The organism is Micromonospora sp. CA-248212 (assembly GCF_050948405.1).
Taxonomy (GTDB): Bacteria; Actinomycetota; Actinomycetes; order Mycobacteriales; family Micromonosporaceae; genus Micromonospora.
In genome coordinates this window covers 5,476,410-5,492,060 of the sequence record NZ_CP192023.1, presented here as the reverse complement: position 1 = coordinate 5,492,060, position 15,651 = coordinate 5,476,410, and the positions used below count along the sequence as shown (strand labels likewise).

Below are 15,651 nucleotides of genomic sequence, written 5' to 3'. Positions count from 1 at the left end.
GGCCGGCTCGCGTCCGCTCGCTCACGGCGTTGTCACCTCGTTGCACATTGTCGCGCTGGGGCCTCGCGTGCCGGTTGGGTCGCCCGTTCCGGCAGGGCGTGGCTGCGGATGGAGGGTAACGGCGCGGGCTCGTTCACCGCCACTGTGGCAGCGCCCACGAGCGCAAACGTTATCCGATGGTTCCGGACATTTAGGTCGATAACCGAATCTGACCTTTGACGATACCCCACCCGCCGCCCGAACGGACCGGAGCGCCGGGTCAGGGATGCTCCATGACGAGGACGGCGAACGTCCCGGGGACCAGCGCCTCGTACCGGTGTGGCAGGTCGCCGGGGAACGTCGCGTAGTCGCCCGGGCCGAGGTCGACCACGTCGCTCTCGGGGCCCACCCGCAGCCGTCCGGCGGCCACCACCACATGCTCCACGCTGTGCGGCGTGTGTCCGTCCGCCTCCCGGACCGCGCCCGGCTCCAGCTCGATCAGGTAGATGTCCCGACGTACCCGCGACGTTCCGGCGCTGAGCAGCGTCCCGGTGAAGTCGGCCCGCTCGGAGCGGACCCGGGGGCCCTCGCCGGCACGAATCACCCGAAGGTTGTCGGCCACCGGCTCCACGAGCCGGCTGAACGGCACGCCCAGCGCCACGCCGATTGCCCACAGCGTCTCCACGCTCGGGTCACCGGTCCCCGACTCCAGCGCCGAGAGCGTGGACTCGGGCGTCCCCGCCCGCGCGGCCAGCTCGGTCAGCGATACACCGGCCCGCTCGCGTTCGCGGCGCAGGGCGGCGGCGACGCTGGCCGATGGTTCTCCGGGCATGCGTGTTCGCTCCACTGGATCATCGTTCGCGGTCACGAACAACGGGGGCCTGTTCACCGTGCGGGACTACGCGCACGGTACAACGAACGGCAACCGCCCGACGTCCTTTGCCACCAACGCGGCCAGAGCGGGTGTCCCGGCGACGGGTCGCCGGGATCAGACCTTGTCGCCGAGCTTGACCGCGGGCGCCGGAGTGCGCATCCGCCGGAAGGTGATCGACCGCATCACGGCGTAGAGGTAGAGCGAGCCCATCCGCTGGTCGGTCTTCGGGAAACGCTGCCGGACCAACTTGCTGATCTTGCGGCAGATCAGCACCGAGTCGACGACCACGCCGAGGGCCAGGGCGCCCCAGAGCACGTTGGAGATCAACCGGACCACCGGCGGCATCGCGGCGTTCGAGCCGATCAGCACGATCAGCGCGCCGCCGAAGAACCAGGTGCCGACGGTACGACGGGAGTCGACCACGTTGCGCGCCAGCAGCCGCTCCGGGCCCCGGTCGCGCGGGCCGCCCTCGCGGCGGAAGTCGGCGGCGGCCTCGGCGCGCAGTTGACGACGCCGTTCCCGCTCCTCCTCCTTGGTGAGGGGGCGGCTCGGGCCGGCCGGACGCCGGCCGACCGTGGGCCGCTTCGGCGTCTCCCGACCCTTGGCCGGGGTGTAGCCCCGGGAACGGTCGGCGGTCTCCTCGGGGGTCACCGAGGTGACGGCCTCGTCGACGAGGTCGGTGGACTTGCGGCGAAAGAGCGACGGCACGCGGCAAGGGTAGCCAACGGTCCGTGCCCGGTGCACATCGCGGTGCAACGGGCCGACGGCTCCAGGTCGCAGCGCGACCTGGAGCCGTCGGGATCGAACGCTTGGTGCGGGAGGTTACGGGCGCTCGGCGTGCGCGCCCAGGTCGGCGAGCTTCGCCTCGAAGTCCTCGTAGCCCCGGTTGATCAGGTCGACGCCGTACACCCGGGAGGTGCCTTCGGCCGCGAGCGCCGCGATCAGGTGGCTGAACCCGGCCCGCAGGTCCGGGATGACCAGGTCGGCGGCGTGCAGCTTGCTCGGCCCGGCGATCACCGCGGAGTGCTTGAAGTTGCGCCGGCCGAAGCGGCACGGGGTGCCGCCGAGGCAGTCCCGGTAGACCTGGATGTTGGCGCCCATCGAGTTCAGCGCCTCGGTGTAGCCGAGCCGCTGCTCGTAGACCGTCTCGTGCACGATCGACAGGCCACGGGCCTGGGTCAGCGCCACGACCAGCGGCTGCTGCCAGTCGGTCATGAAGCCCGGGTGCACGTCGGTCTCCAGCGCCACGGCGTTCAGCTCGCCGCCCGGGTGCCAGAAGCGGATGCCGCCCTCCTGGCCCGGGTCGCCCAGCTTCGGCGCGCGGGCGTCGGTGACCTCGTACTCGCCACCGACGGACCGGAAGATGTTCAGGAAGGTCATCATGTCGGCCTGCTGGGCACCGAGGACCTCGACGTGACCACGGGTGGCCAACGCGGCGGCGGCCCAGCTCGCGGCCTCGATCCGGTCCGGGATCGGCCGGTGGGTGTACCCGTGCAGCTTCGGCACGCCCTGGATCTCGATCACCCGGTCGGTGTGGACCTTGATGATCGCGCCCATCTTCTGCAGGATGCAGATCAGGTCGATGATCTCCGGCTCGACGGCGGCGTTGCGCAGCTCGGTGACGCCCTCGGCCATGACCGCGGTCAGCAGCACCTGCTCGGTGGCGCCGACGCTCGGGTACGGCAGGGCGAACTTGGTGCCGTGCAGCCCGTTCGGCGCGGACAGGTGCAGCCCCTCGGGCCGCTTGTCGACGGTCGCGCCGAACTCCCGCAGCGCCTGCAGGTGGAAGTCGATCGGACGCGGGCCGATGTGGCAGCCGCCCAGGTCCGGGATGAACGCGTGGCCGAGACGGTGCAGCAGCGGCCCGCAGAACAGGATCGGGATCCGGCTCGAACCGGCGTGCACGTTGATCTGGTCGGTGCTGGCGCTCTCCACGTTCGCGGGGTCGAAGACGAGTTCACCGTCCTCGGCGCCGTCGGTCACCTTGACGCCGTGCAGACCGAGCAGACCCCGGACCACCTCGACGTCGCGGATCTTCGGCACGTCGAACAGCCGGCTCGGGCTGTCGCCCAGCAGTGCGGCGACCATCGCCTTCGAAACCAGGTTCTTCGCGCCGCGCACGCGGATCCGCCCTTCGAGCGGAGTGCCTCCATGCACGACCAGGACGTCGTCGGTCAACGCAACCTCCAGCGCTTCGGTGCTGCTGTGTTGATGGTGGGGAGCGTGAACCTTGTCGCTACCCCGGATGCGGCCATATCGAAACGGCCCGCTCGCGTCGTCGCTCCGGCAGCATAGCCCTCGGTGACGAAAAAGGACTCGGTCAGACCGGCGTGTGTGGCATTAATCGGTGATCCGGCACTTTTGTGTACCAGGGACGTCACGGATCGTGGTCATGCGCCGGGCAGAGCGAGCATCTGGTCCAGCGCCACCCGCGCGTGGTGGGCGGTGTCGGCGTCCACCGTGATCTGGTTGACCACCCGGCCCGCGACCAGCTCCTCCAGCGCCCACACCAGGTGCGGCAGGTCGATCCGGTTCATCGTCGAGCAGTAGCAGACCGCCTTGTCGAGGAACATGATCTGCTTGTCCGGGTGGGCCAGGGCCAGCCGGCGGACCAGGTTCAGCTCGGTGCCCAGCGCCCACGCCGAGCCGGCCGGCGCCGCCTCGATGGTCTTGATGATGTACTCGGTCGAGCCGACGTGATCGGCGGCGGTGACCACCTCGTGCCGGCACTCCGGGTGGACCAGCACGTTGACGCCCGGCACCCGCTCCCGTACGTCGTTGACGCTGTCCAGCGTGAACCGGCCGTGCACCGAGCAGTGCCCCCGCCAGAGGATCATCTTGGCGTCGCGCAGCTGCTCCGGCGTGAGCCCGCCACCGGGCTTGTGCGGGTCGTAGAGCACGCAGTCGTCCAGCGACAGGCCCATCTCCAGCACCGCCGTGTTGCGGCCCAGGTGCTGGTCCGGAAGGAAGAGCACCTTCTGGCCCTGCTCGAACGCCCAGTCCAGGGCGCGCTTGGCGTTGGACGACGTGCAGACCACGCCGCCGTTGCGCCCCACGAAGCCCTTGATGTCCGCCGACGAGTTCATGTACGTCACCGGCACGGTGTCGCCCGCGATGCCCAGCTCGGTCAGCGTGTCCCAGGCGGCCTCGACCTGACCCAGCACGGCCATGTCCGCCATCGAGCAGCCGGCCGCCAGGTCGGGAAGGATCACCCGCTGGGTGCCGGTGGTGAGGATGTCGGCGCTCTCGGCCATGAAGTGCACGCCGCAGAAGACGATGTACTCCGCCTCCGGACGGGCCGCCGCCTCCCGGGCCAGCTTGAACGAGTCACCGGTCACGTCGGCGAACTGGATCACCTCGTCGCGCTGGTAGTGGTGCCCCAGCACGAAGACCTTGCTGCCCAGCTTCGCCTTCGCCGCCGTGGCGCGGGCCACCAGGTCGGGATCGCTGGGCGCCGGCAGGTCGCCCGGACACTCGACGCCGCGCTCGGTGTCGGGGTCGCTGCCCCGGCCGAGCAGCAGCAGAGCCGTCGCCGTGTTGGAGGGTTCCACCCAGGTCGAAGTCACGTAGCCCATGGTCCCACAGCACGAGCGCGCCGCAGCTCCGCTCGGTGTGTGCTGCCACACTGCTCGCCATGCGCGTGCTGCTCTGCCCGGACAAGTTCGCCGGCACCCTGTCCGCACCGGAGGTGGCCGCCGCGGTCGCCGCCGGTTGGCGCACCGTCACCGACGCGGATGACCTGCTGATCCGGCCCCTCGCCGACGGCGGGCCGGGCTTCGTCCAGGTGCTCGCCGAAGCGCTCGGCGGCCGGCGGCTGCCGGTGTCGACGGTCGATCCGCTGGGCCGCCCGGCGGCGGGTGAGATCCTGCTCACCGCCGATGGCACGACCGCCTACCTGGAGAGCGCCCAGGCGTGCGGACTGCACCTGCTCGCCGCCGACGAGCGCGACCCGAAGGCCGCCACGTCGTACGGGCTGGGCCTGCTGGTGGCCGCCGCCGTGGAGAGCGGGGCCCGGACGGTGGTGATCGGGCTGGGCGGTTCCGCCACCAACGACGCCGGCGCGGGCATGCTCGCCGCGCTGGGCGCGACTCCGCTGGACGGGACCGGCGCGGCGTTGCCGTACGGCGGAGCCGCGCTGGCCGCGGTCGACGCGCTGGACGGCGTACCCCGGTTGCGGGACGCCCTGCTGGTCGCCGCCACCGACGTGGACAACCCGCTGCTCGGCCTGCACGGCGCGAGCAACGTCTTCGGTCCGCAGAAGGGTGCCGACCGGGCCGACGTGCTGCTGCTCGACGCCGCCTTGGAACGCTTCGCGGCGGTGCTGGAACGGGACCTGCCCGGCTGCCCGGCGGGCCTGGGCGCGCTGCCCGGCGGTGGGTCGGCCGGCGGCCTGGGCGCAGCCGTCCTCGCGCTCGGCGGCACCGTTGAGTCCGGTATCGGGCTGGTCACCCGCGCCAACCGGCTGGACGCCGCCCTGGACACCGTCGACCTGGTGATCACGGGGGAGGGGTCCTTCGACCACCAGTCGCTGCGCGGCAAGGTCGTCGCCGGGGTGGCCGGGGCCGCCCGGGACCGTGGGGTGCCCTGCGTGGTGGTCGCTGGCCAGGTCAGCACCGGTCGGCGGGAGGCCGCCTCGGCCGGGGTGACCGACGCCTACAGCCTGGTGGAGCACTTCGGCGGCGAGGAGACCGGCGGGCTCGCCGCAGCGCTGAGCCGCCCCGCCGACGGGCTGCGCGAACTGGGCGCCCGGCTGGCCCGGCAGTGGAGCCGCTGAGCGCGCGCCCCCGTCCCACCTGGGCCGGGTGCCCGCCACGCGGGTACGTCCGGCCGGGGCGGCGTACCATCGGAACCGGACCACAACCGGGAATCACTGGACGGCGTACGACGTTGGCCAGTGCGTCCGGACCCAAAACCGCGCAGGGAGACTTCCACGTGACCACGCCAGCGCAGACCGAGTCGACCGAGGCCCAGGCCCCTACTTCCGTCGTCCTCACCGACGTCGCGGCGCAGAAGGTCAAGGCCCTGATCGAGCAGGAGGGCCGCGACGACCTGCGGCTCCGGGTCGCGGTGCAGCCGGGCGGCTGCTCCGGCCTGCGGTACCAGCTCTTCTTCGACGAGCGGTCGCTCGACGGTGACGTCGTCACCGACTTCGGTGGCGTCGAGGTCGTCGTCGACCGAATGAGCGCCCCCTACCTGTCCGGCGCGACGATCGACTTCGCCGACCGGATCGACGCCCAGGGCTTCACCATCGACAACCCCAACGCGGGCAACTCCTGCGCCTGCGGCGACTCGTTCAACTGAGTCACGCACCACACCAGCGATGACGGGGCCGTCCCTTTCGGGGCGGCCCCTTCGTCGTGACGAGCTGGTTGCCGTCGCCCGACGGACCGGACACGCCCCGGTTACCGGGCCGGTAGGCTGACCGCGCCCCGCTCCCGACCCTGAGGTTGACATGAAGATCGCCGTGACCGGCTCGATCGCCACCGATCACCTGATGAGCTTCCCGGGTCGCTTCGCCGACCAGCTCATCGCCGATCAGCTGCACAAGGTTTCGCTCTCCTTCCTGGTGGACGACCTGGTGCTGCGCCGCGGTGGGGTGGCGGCGAACATCTCCTTCGGCATGGGGCAGCTCGGGCTGCGTCCGGTGCTGCTCGGGGCGGTCGGCGCGGACTTCGCCGACTACCGCTCCTGGCTGGAGCGGCACGGCGTGGACTGCGACTCCGTGCACGTCAGTGAGGTGGCGCACACCGCGCGGTTCGTCTGCACCACCGACACCGACATGTGCCAGATCGCCTCGTTCTACGCGGGCGCCATGAGCGAGGCGCGCAACATCGAACTGGCCCCGGTCGCCGACCGGCTCGGCGGGCTGGACCTGGTGCTGGTCAGCGCCAACGACCCGGAGGCGATGCTGCGGCACTCGGCCGAGTGCCGCACCCGCGGGTACGCGTTCGCCGCCGACCCCTCCCAGCAGCTCGCCCGGATGCCCGGCGAGGACGTGGTGGCGCTGATCGAGGGCGCCGAGTACCTCATGACCAACGACTACGAGAAGTCGCTGCTGCAGAGCAAGGCGCAGCTCAGCGACGAGCAGTTGCTGGACCTGGTGAAGGTGCGGGTCACCACGCTGGGCAAGGACGGCGTCGAGATCGCCGGTCGGGGCATCGACCCCATCCACGTACCCATCGCCCGGGAGATCCGGGCCGTCGACCCCACGGGTGTCGGCGACGGCTTCCGGGCCGGTTTCTTCACCGCGCTCTCCTGGGGTCTTGGCCTGGAGCGGGCCGCCCAGGTCGGCTCGCTGCTGGCCACGCTCGTCCTGGAGACGGTCGGCACCCAGGAGTACGACGTACGCCGCGACCTGTTCGTCAAGCGCCTCGCCGAGTCCTACGGCGACGTGGCGGCAGAAGAGATCCGCCCCCACCTCCTCCCGTAACCCTCACCCCGACCCCGCGCCGATCTTGCACTTTGTGTCGCCGTTTCGCGGCTTGTGTCCGCTCTTGTCGGCACCGAAAGGCAAGATCGCCGGGGAGGGGGGTGGGGGTTAGTGGGTGCGGCGGATGTCGTAGGCGGGGCCTTCGGGGCCTGTTAGGGCGCCCAGGTACTCCTGGCCGCGCATGCGGCACCACGCCGGGAGGTCGACCGCCGCCGCCGGGTCGTCGGCCAGCACCCGGACGACCGTGCCGACCGGCACCTGCGGCATCCGCCGGGCCGCCGCGATCACCGGCAGCGGGCAGCGCTGACCCCGGCAGTCGATCACCTCGTCCGGCATCGTCACAGCCCGACCACCCCGGCGTCGGCCCGCAGGCCGGCGACGATCCCGGGCAGCTCGGTGAGGAACCGCTCGACGTCCTCGTCGCTGGTGTCCCGGTGCAGACTGACCCGCACGTTGCCGTGCGAGAGCACCCCCATCGCCTCCAGCACGTGCGACGGCCGCAGCGTGGACGACGTGCAGGACGAACCGGACGACACCGCGAACCCCCGTCGGTCCAGCGCGTGCAGCAACGTCTCGCCGTCCACGTACAGGCAGGAGAACGTCACCAGGTGCGGCAGGCGCAGCACCGGGTCGCCGACCACCTCCACGTCGGGCACCTCCGCCGCGACCCGCGCCCGGATCCGATCCACCAGCGGGGACAGCCGGGCCGCCTCGGCGGCCGCGTCGGCCGCCGCCGCGCGCAGGCTCGCCGCCGCCGCCACCACCGCGGGCAGGTTCACCACCCCGGGGTACGGCCACCCTCCCGCTCGTCGGCCGGCCATGGCGACTCCCAGCGGGTGCCCTTGCGCACCGCCAGCAACCCCACCCCGGGTGGCCCGCCCCACTTGTGGGCGCTGGCGCTGAGCACCGACCAGCCGGCCGGCAGCGGCACCCGTCCGACCGACTGCGCCGCGTCGACGTACAGCGGAACCCCGGCGTCCGCGCAGACGGCCGCCGCCTCGGCGACCGGCTGCACGGTGCCCACCTCGTGGCTGGCGCTGATCAGCGCCGCCAGCGCGACCCCGGGAGCGCCGACGGCGTCCGACCAGCCGGTCAGGTCCAGCCGGCCCATCCGGTCGACAGGTACGGCGGTGGCGGCGCCGCCGGCCGCCACGTGCCGCTCGGCGGCGTGCAGGACGGCGGAGTGCTCGATCGCCGAGTGCACCAGCGTCGCCCCGACCCGACGCCGTCCCGCCAGCGCGCCGAGCACCGCGCCGTGGGCTGCCGTCGTACCGCTGGGGGTGAAGGACAGCTCGTCGGCGCGGACGCCGAGCGTCTGCGCGGCGGCCTCGCGGGCGGCGTCGAGCAGTTGCCGGGCGCGGCGTGCCTGGCTGTAGAGCTTCCCCGGGTCGGCCCAGCCGTCCTCGAGCGCCGCCAGCAGCGCCTGCCGGGCGACCGGATGCAGCGGCGCGGCCGTCGCCGCGTCCAGGTACACCGAAGAGGCGCTCACGGCGCCGCCTTCTGCTCGCGACTGCGGGGCTCGCAACCCCGGCTCACTCCTCGCACTCACGGGTCCCCACGCTATCGCGACGTTATGCCCAGGATCCCCCCGATGGGGGCGGACAGTGACCCCACCACGGCCGAGTCCGTCATGGTCGAGTAATCTGCGACCGTCGGTGACGCCTTTGCCGCCGGTGCTGACGAACGACGCACCGCGGCGCGCTAGGGAGGCAGGACCAGGTGGTCGCAAGGAGTTCGGAGGTACGGCCGTCGGCCGTACGGCACGGTGCTGCCCCACGGGTCGGTGGACGCCGGGGACGTGGTGCCGGTCGGCTGGCCGGGCTCGGTCTCGGGGGCGTGGCGCTGCTGGTTCTGCTCACGGGCTGTGACGTCGGCAAGACGTTCGACGGCTTCGGTTGGCCCCAGGGCGGCATCACGCCCGAGTCGCACCGGATGTACGACCTGTGGATCGCCTCCTGCGTCGCCGCGCTCGCGGTCGGCGTCTTCGTGTGGGGCCTGATCTTCTGGTGTGTCGTGCGGTACCGCAAGCGTGGCAACGCGCTGCCGGTGCAGACCCGCTACAACCTGCCGATGGAGTTCCTCTACACCATCGCGCCGATCCTGATCGTCTCCGTGCTCTTCTACTACACGGCGATCGTGCAGACCGACGTCGACAAGCTGTCGAAGAACCCGGACGTCACGGTCGAGGTCGTCGCGTTCAAGTGGAACTGGCAGTTCAACTACCGCGACGGTCAGGGCACGGAGGCCAAGACCACCGCGTCGACGCTCGGCACCAGCGAGGTCATCCCGGTGCTCGTGCTGCCGACCAACCGGTCCATCCGGTTCGAGGAGACGAGCCGCGACGTCATCCACTCCTTCTGGGTGCCGGAGCTGCTGTTCAAGCGGGACGTCATGCCGGGCAAGATCCGTAACGTCTTCGAGGTCTCCAGCCTCGACGCCGAGGGCGCGTACGTCGGCCGCTGCGCCGAGCTGTGCGGCAGCTACCACGCGTTCATGAACTTCGAGCTGCGGGTCGTGTCGCCGGAGAAGTACGACCAGTTCCTCGCGGCCAAGCAGGGTGGCAAGTCCACCCAGGAGGCGCTGGCCCAGATCGGCGAGGAGCCGTACGCGCAGACCACGAAGCCGTTCGACACCCGACGGACGCAGAGCAACTTCAACCCGGACGACGCTCCGGCCGGCACGGGAAGCTGAGGCAGCCGCATGAAGACCGAGTGGCGTATCTTCCTGATCATCGCCGGGTTCCTCTTCGGCGCGACCATCCTCTACGGCGCCTGGACGCACGGTGAGTCCGGCAACATCGAGTGGGTGGGCACCGTCGCCCTGGCGCTGTCGTTCCTGCTCTGCTCGATGTGCGGTGGCTTCTTCTGGTTCGTCTCCCGCCGTATCGACCTGCGCCCCGAGGACCGGGCCGACGCCGAGATCGCCGACGGCGCCGGTGAGGTCGGCTTCTTCAGCCCGGGCAGCTACTGGCCGTTCGGTCTGGCGCTGGCCGCTGCGATCGCCGCGCTGGGCTTGGTGTTCTGGCAGTTCTGGCTGATCGGTCTCGGCCTGGTGGCGGTCGTCTTCGCCGCCTGCGGCCTGCTGTTCGAGTACTACAGCGGCACCCGGCGCACCGCCGAGCACTGATCGACGAGATCGCGTACCGCCACGGAGGCCCGCACCCCGACCGGGGGAGCGGGCCTTCGTCGTGAGGTGCGCTTGATCGACCCGGGTTCCCGGAATTCGGGGTGTCCGGGTGGCCCGAACACCCCGCCTTCAGTGATGTCGGGGTGGATCACCCGAGGCGGCGCGGTCCGGGGCGGGCGCGGAGATTTGTCGGACCCGCGTGGGAAACTACAGGCGAGTAGTTCTTCGCTTCCGTTGTGCGTCGTTGTCACGTTCCGGGGGCGGGTCGCCTGGAGTGAGAGGAGACGCCCGATGTCGCACCGCGATCTCTACTGCGACGTCTGTGCGGGCGTGACGCCGTTCGAGGCGCCGCCCTGCGTCGACGGCCACGGCAGCGACTGTCCCGAGCTGGTCTGCGCCGGTTGCGGCGCGGCCGTGGTGATCACCACGTTCGTCGCGCCCGTCACTCGGCTGGCCGAGCGCCGACGCCGCCAGCCGTCCCGCCGCCACGCCGCCTGACGCACGGCACCGCCGCCTGACGCACGGCACCTGACGCACGGCACCCGCCGCCACGCCGCCTGACGCACGGCACCCGCCGCCGCGCCGCCTGACGCACGGCACCCGCCGCCGCGCCGCCTGACGCACGGCACCCGCCGCCGCGCCGCCTGACGCACGCCGCCCTCGGCCGCCCGGACATCGCGGCGACCGACGCGACGCCGTGCCCAGATCGCCGATGCGGCGGTGTCTCGCTGTGCTGTCGCCGCAGGTCGCCGATGTGGCGGTGTCTCGCCGTGCTGTCGCCGCCAGATCGCCGATGGGGCGGTATACCGCCGCGCCGACACCCCCGCGTCGCCGAGGTGGGGGCATTCCGTCGTACTGTCGCCCCCCACCTCCCCTACCTGGTCAGACGCGGCCGCGCGTGCCGGCCGATCCGGTGGGACGGGCGGCGCGGATCAGGCGGTGGTCGCGGCCTCGGCCGTGGTGGTCGCGGTCTCGATCCAGCGCTCCAGGACGCCCGCCGCCGCGCCCGAGTCGATCGACTCGGCGGCGCGGTCCAGGCCGGCGCGCAGCGCCTCGGTCAGGTCGCCGTCGAGCGGCCCCTGCGTCGCGAGCGCCGCCGCCGCGTTGACCAGGACCGCGTCGCGCACCGGGCCGGTCTCACCGGCCAGCAGGCGACGGGCCACACCGGCGTTGTACGCGGCGTCACCGCCGCGCAGGTCACTCAGGGTGGCCCGGGGTACGCCCAGGTCGCTCGCGTCCAGCACGGCCTCTCGTACGGTGCCGTTCTGCGCCGCCCAGATCCGGGTCGGCGCGGCGGTGGTGAACTCGTCCAAGCCGTCCTCGCCGCGCATCACCAACACCGAGTCGCCACGGGCGGCGAACACGCCGGCCATCACCGGGGCCATCCGCGCGTCGAAGCAGCCGACCGCGCCGGCGCGGGGTCGGGCCGGGTTGGTCAGCGGGCCGAGGAAGTTGAACACGGTGGGGACGCCCAGCTCCCGGCGGACCGGCCCGGTGTGCCGCATGCCCGGGTGGAAGCGGGCGGCGAAGCAGAACCCGATGCCCGCCTCGGTGACGCACCGCACGATGGCGTCGGGGTCGAGGTCGAGCGGGACGCCGAGGAACTCCAACAGGTCGGCGGTGCCGCAGGAGGAGGACGCGGCGCGGTTGCCGTGCTTGACCACCCGGACACCCGCGCCCGCGACGACAAGCGCGGCCATGGTGGAGATGTTGACCGTGTGGGCGAGGTCACCGCCCGTGCCCACGACGTCCAGCGCGGTGGAACGCAGCTCGTCGGGCAGGTCGACGGGGACGGCCCGGCTCAACATCGTCTCCACCAGGCCGGCCAGCTCGGCCGAGGTCTCACCCTTGGCCCGCAGCGCCACCGCGAAGCCGGCCACCTGGGCGGCACCCGCCGAGCCGGCCATGATCTCGCCCATGGCCCAGGCGGTGTCGCCGGTGGACAGCTCCTCGCCGCGCAGCAGCGAGTTGAGCAGGTGCGGCCAGGTCCGATCGCCCATGGCGGGCCTCCCGAGCGTACGAAGTGCGGGTGGGCTGGAACCGGCGCAGGCTCGGCCGGCGCCGTGTCGGTGCCGGGTGGCGCGGGGACGTCAGGCGGGTGCGTGCGTCCGCAGCAACTCGGCCACCGTGCTGCCGGTGGTCACCGGGTCGAGCGGGTGCACCAGCGTCGCGTCGACCTCGGCGTACGCGGCGAGCCATCGGTCCGCGGCGCGGGCGATCACGAGGCAGGTGGGAGGCGCGTCGTCCCGGTCGTCCTTGATCTGCCGGGCGATGCCGATGCCGCCGCCGGGGCTGGCCTCGCCGTCGAGCAGCAGCAGGTCGATCTCGTAGTCGTCGACCAGCCGGATGGTCTCGGCGTAGGTCGACGCGTCGACGAACTCGATCCGCAGGCCGGGCGCGGGCCGGGTGCCCACGGCGAGCCGCATCCGGTCACGGACCTGCGGGTCGTCGCTGTAGAGCAGGACGGTGCACAGACGCTCACTCATGCCGACACTCCGCTTCCAACCTCGTAGCTGCCCGCCGATCGTACCGGCCGACGTGACGTACCTGACACGCCGCCCGCTTCCCGCGCGTCGGGCGTGCCGTCTGCGCAGCTCAGGCCGTCGGGGCTTCGGCCGCGCGCTCGCGCGCCTCCTGGCGGTCCAGCTCGCGGTCGACGCGGCGGGCCTCCCGCTCGGACTGCTTGACCCACTGCACGACCAGCACCGCGAGCATGGTGACGCTGACGAACTCGCCGCCGGCCCAGAGGATGCCGCCGGCGACCACCTGGTCGGCCTTCGGGTCGGACCAGCTCAGGTTGAGCGAGGGGTACCAGTCGCCGCCGAAGAGCGTGGTGCTCTGCATGATGGTGAGCCCGAGCACGGTGTGGAACGGCACGGAGAGCAGCATCAGCAGCGCCCGCGCCGGATACGGCCAGCGGCCGGGCAGCGGGTCGAGGCCGAGCAGCGGCCAGAAGAACACGCAGCCGGTCATGATGAAGTGCGCGTGCACCAGCTCGTGCGCCCAGGCGTGCTCCAGCGTGAAGCGGTACAGGTCGCTGAAGTACAGCGCGAACGGGTTGACCACGAAGATGGCGAACGCCACCAGCGGGAAGCTGTAGACCCGGGCGATCCGGCTGTGCACGATCGCCAGGAGGCGTTTGCGCGGCCCGACCGGCAGGGTCCGCAGGGCCAGCGTCATCGGCGCGCCCAGTGCCAGGAAGATCGGCGACACCATGGAGAGCACCATGTGCTGGACCATGTGCACCGACAGCAGCGCGGTGTCGTAGGCGTGCAGCCCACTGACCGTGACGAGCGCGATGCCGCCGAGGCCGGGGCCGAGGAAGAAGACGGTACGGGCGACCGGCCAGCGGTCGCCCCGGATGCGCAGCCGGTGCACCCCGTACAGGTAGAGGCCGGCGGCGAGCACCAGGCCGAGGGCCAGCCAGCTGTCCAACCGGGTCTCGGTCAGCACCGCGCCGATGGTGAACGGTGGCGGGGTCGCCTCGGCCCCGGCGGCCAGCGTCGACGGGCCCGCCGAGGTGGCCGCGAGCACATCGGCCGGGAGGGCCGAGGTGGCGGCGAGGATGGGATCGACGTGCAGCACGCTTTTCAGGCTAGGCCAGGCGAACCGGACCCTGACGCCCGGGCCACGGAAGGCGCAGGTTTGCCACCCCGCTGATCGCCGGCCCCGGTCAGGGGCAATAATGACGGCGTGACTGCGGCCCCAGCCATTGACAAGAGCCGGATCCACTCTCTGACGCGACCCAACATGGTCAGCGTGGGGACGATCGTGTGGCTCTCCAGCGAACTCATGTTCTTCGCGGCGCTCTTCGCGATGTACTTCTCGATCCGCGCGGCTGCGCCGGAGCAGTGGGAGAAGCACACCGAGTCGCTGAACATCCCGTACGCGACCACCTTCACGGTGATCCTGGTGCTGTCCTCGGTGACCTGCCAGCTCGGCGTCTTCGCGGCGGAGAAGGGTGACGTGCACGCGCTGCGCCGCTGGTTCACCGTCACCTTCGTGATGGGCCTGATCTTCGTGCTCGGCCAGGTGAACGAGTACCGCCACCTGGTGGAGGACGGCGTCAGGATCAACGCCGACGGCTACGGCTCGATGTTCTACCTGACGACCGGTTTCCACGGCCTGCACGTGACCGGCGGTCTCATCGCCTTCATCATCTTCATGGTCCGCACGACCATGGGCCGGTTCACCCCGGCGCAGGCGACCTCGGCGATCGTCGTGTCGTACTACTGGCACTTCGTCGACGTCGTGTGGATCGGCCTGTACGCCATGATCTACTGGCTTCAGTGATCTTGGCGCGTCACGAACCGCGCCGCTGCTCCGTCCCCTGAGACAAGGTCCAACCGGTTAAGGACACAGCTCATGACTTCTGACAACGACCGCCGACGCGGCCTGCTCGCGCGGTTGCGCGGGCGGCCCGCCGCGCGCAGCAGGGGCCGCCGCCGGCTGGGCGCCGCGGTCCGGCTGATCGCGGCGCTGATGCTCGCCGGCGGCGCCTACACCGTCTTCGCGCCCGGTGCGCAGGCGCAGGACAATCCGCCGCTCACCGGTGCCGCAGCCGAGGGCAAGGCGCTGTTCGACGTGAGCTGTGTGACCTGCCACGGGCGCAACGCCCAGGGCGTCGAGGGCCGCGGGCCGAGCCTGATCGGCGTCGGCGCGGCCTCGGTCGAGTTCCAGGTCAGCTCGGGCCGGATGCCGCTGGCCCGCCAGGAGGCCCAGGCGCACCGCAAGCCCCCGGTCTTCACCGACGAGCAGACCCGGCAGCTCGCCCAGTACATCCAGGAACTCGGCGGCGGTCCGGTCGTCCCGGGCACCGAAGAGGACCTGCACAAGAGCGGCAACGTCGCGGCCGGTGGCGAGCTGTTCCGGATCAACTGCTCGCAGTGCCACGCCTTCGGCGGTGGCGGCGGTGCGCTCTCCTCGGGCAAGTTCGCCCCGAGCCTGCACCCCGCGACCGACCGGCAGATCTACGCGGCGATGCTGAGCGGTCCGCAGAACATGCCGGTGTTCGGCGACAACCAGATCACTCCGGAGCAGAAGGCCGACATCATCGCCTACATCCAGGAGACGCTGAAGACCGACCAGGACCCGGGCGGGTTCAACCTCGGTCGGTACGGGCCGTCCACCGAGGGCCTGGCGATCTTCCTGGTTGGCATCGTGGCGCTCGTGTTCGCTAGCCTGTGGATTGCGGGTAAGTCGTGACCGAGCGGATCTTCAGTTCCACCGCCGTGGTGCCGCT

Annotated in this window: 16 protein-coding genes and 1 pseudogene; 8 read left to right on the top strand and 9 right to left on the bottom strand. The window is 71.7% G+C overall.

All coding sequences use genetic code 11. The annotated features are described in order from the left end of the window. Nucleotides 1–259: 259 nt before the first annotated feature. The 4 genes from ACQP03_RS25680 to nadA form a co-directional block, all read right to left on the bottom strand. Nucleotides 260–811: a helix-turn-helix domain-containing protein gene (locus ACQP03_RS25680; protein WP_357126696.1), complete on the bottom strand. Its 552-nt coding sequence runs from the start codon at nt 809–811 to the stop codon at nt 260–262. Between the two features lie 156 nt (nt 812–967). After that, a complete protein-coding gene (locus ACQP03_RS25675; RefSeq protein ID WP_357126698.1) occupies nt 968–1,561 on the bottom strand; it encodes a DUF3043 domain-containing protein in 594 nt (197 codons plus the stop codon). 114 nt (nt 1,562–1,675) lie between these two features. Then, nucleotides 1,676–3,031, bottom strand: a complete 1,356-nt coding sequence (gene murA / locus ACQP03_RS25670; RefSeq protein ID WP_203177790.1) for a UDP-N-acetylglucosamine 1-carboxyvinyltransferase — start codon at nt 3,029–3,031, stop codon at nt 1,676–1,678. Between the two features lie 212 nt (nt 3,032–3,243). Continuing rightward, the gene (nadA, locus tag ACQP03_RS25665) at nt 3,244–4,419 is read right to left on the bottom strand and encodes a quinolinate synthase NadA (RefSeq protein WP_357395473.1); all 1,176 of its coding nucleotides are present in this window, start codon (nt 4,417–4,419) and stop codon (nt 3,244–3,246) included. Nucleotides 4,420–4,487: 68 nt separating this feature from the next. On the opposite strand from nadA, the gene ACQP03_RS25660 reads away from it, so the two are divergent. The 3 genes from ACQP03_RS25660 to ACQP03_RS25650 all read left to right on the top strand — a co-directional run bounded on the left by ACQP03_RS25660 (nt 4,488) and on the right by ACQP03_RS25650 (nt 7,283). After that, the gene (locus ACQP03_RS25660; protein WP_433458788.1) at nt 4,488–5,627 is read left to right on the top strand and encodes a glycerate kinase family protein; all 1,140 of its coding nucleotides are present in this window, start codon (nt 4,488–4,490) and stop codon (nt 5,625–5,627) included. 158 nt (nt 5,628–5,785) lie between these two features. Next, nucleotides 5,786–6,154 carry an iron-sulfur cluster insertion protein ErpA gene (gene erpA / locus ACQP03_RS25655; RefSeq protein WP_007463211.1) on the top strand — a complete coding sequence of 123 codons (369 nt, stop codon included), beginning with the start codon at nt 5,786–5,788 and terminating at the stop codon, nt 6,152–6,154. Between the two features lie 151 nt (nt 6,155–6,305). After that, nucleotides 6,306–7,283, top strand: coding sequence for a carbohydrate kinase family protein (locus ACQP03_RS25650; protein WP_357170650.1), 978 nt, complete (start codon nt 6,306–6,308; stop codon nt 7,281–7,283). 108 nt (nt 7,284–7,391) lie between these two features. Here the strand turns inward: ACQP03_RS25650 and ACQP03_RS25645 are convergent, their stop codons facing one another. Both ACQP03_RS25645 and ACQP03_RS25640 read right to left on the bottom strand, forming a co-directional pair. Then, nucleotides 7,392–7,625 carry a sulfurtransferase TusA family protein gene (locus ACQP03_RS25645; RefSeq protein WP_355049374.1) on the bottom strand — a complete coding sequence of 78 codons (234 nt, stop codon included), beginning with the start codon at nt 7,623–7,625 and terminating at the stop codon, nt 7,392–7,394. Continuing rightward, nucleotides 7,622–8,772, bottom strand: a pseudogene (locus ACQP03_RS25640) (cysteine desulfurase family protein). The gene ACQP03_RS25645 and the pseudogene ACQP03_RS25640 overlap by 4 nt, the downstream one beginning before the upstream one ends. A 230-nt stretch (nt 8,773–9,002) precedes the next feature. Between ACQP03_RS25640 and ctaC the strand changes: the two are divergent. The 3 genes from ctaC (at nt 9,003) to ACQP03_RS25625 (ending at nt 10,907) form a co-directional block, all read left to right on the top strand. Next, nucleotides 9,003–9,974: an aa3-type cytochrome oxidase subunit II gene (gene ctaC / locus ACQP03_RS25635; RefSeq protein WP_357126715.1), complete on the top strand. Its 972-nt coding sequence runs from the start codon at nt 9,003–9,005 to the stop codon at nt 9,972–9,974. Nucleotides 9,975–9,983: 9 nt separating this feature from the next. Beyond that, nucleotides 9,984–10,409: a cytochrome c oxidase subunit 4 gene (locus tag ACQP03_RS25630; protein ID WP_357126718.1), complete on the top strand. Its 426-nt coding sequence runs from the start codon at nt 9,984–9,986 to the stop codon at nt 10,407–10,409. Between the two features lie 291 nt (nt 10,410–10,700). Beyond that, nucleotides 10,701–10,907 (top strand): hypothetical protein, encoded by a 207-nt coding sequence (locus ACQP03_RS25625; RefSeq protein ID WP_357126721.1) that lies wholly within the window; start codon nt 10,701–10,703, stop codon nt 10,905–10,907. Between the two features lie 434 nt (nt 10,908–11,341). On the opposite strand, the gene trpD is transcribed toward ACQP03_RS25625, so the two are convergent. The 3 genes from trpD to ACQP03_RS25610 all read right to left on the bottom strand — a co-directional run bounded on the left by trpD (nt 11,342) and on the right by ACQP03_RS25610 (nt 13,994). After that, nucleotides 11,342–12,409 (bottom strand): anthranilate phosphoribosyltransferase, encoded by a 1,068-nt coding sequence (gene trpD, locus ACQP03_RS25620; RefSeq protein ID WP_363661092.1) that lies wholly within the window; start codon nt 12,407–12,409, stop codon nt 11,342–11,344. A gap of 90 nt (nt 12,410–12,499) precedes the next feature. Further along, nucleotides 12,500–12,895 (bottom strand): hypothetical protein, encoded by a 396-nt coding sequence (locus ACQP03_RS25615; protein WP_355049380.1) that lies wholly within the window; start codon nt 12,893–12,895, stop codon nt 12,500–12,502. Between the two features lie 109 nt (nt 12,896–13,004). Beyond that, the gene (locus tag ACQP03_RS25610) at nt 13,005–13,994 is read right to left on the bottom strand and encodes a cytochrome c oxidase assembly protein (RefSeq protein WP_396832910.1); all 990 of its coding nucleotides are present in this window, start codon (nt 13,992–13,994) and stop codon (nt 13,005–13,007) included. A gap of 108 nt (nt 13,995–14,102) precedes the next feature. On the opposite strand from ACQP03_RS25610, the gene ctaE reads away from it, so the two are divergent. Then, the gene (ctaE, locus tag ACQP03_RS25605; protein ID WP_357126727.1) at nt 14,103–14,702 is read left to right on the top strand and encodes an aa3-type cytochrome oxidase subunit III; all 600 of its coding nucleotides are present in this window, start codon (nt 14,103–14,105) and stop codon (nt 14,700–14,702) included. A gap of 72 nt (nt 14,703–14,774) precedes the next feature. Then, nucleotides 14,775–15,614: a cytochrome bc1 complex diheme cytochrome c subunit gene (gene qcrC / locus ACQP03_RS25600; protein ID WP_357126730.1), complete on the top strand. Its 840-nt coding sequence runs from the start codon at nt 14,775–14,777 to the stop codon at nt 15,612–15,614. Nucleotides 15,615–15,651: the final 37 nt, after the last annotated feature.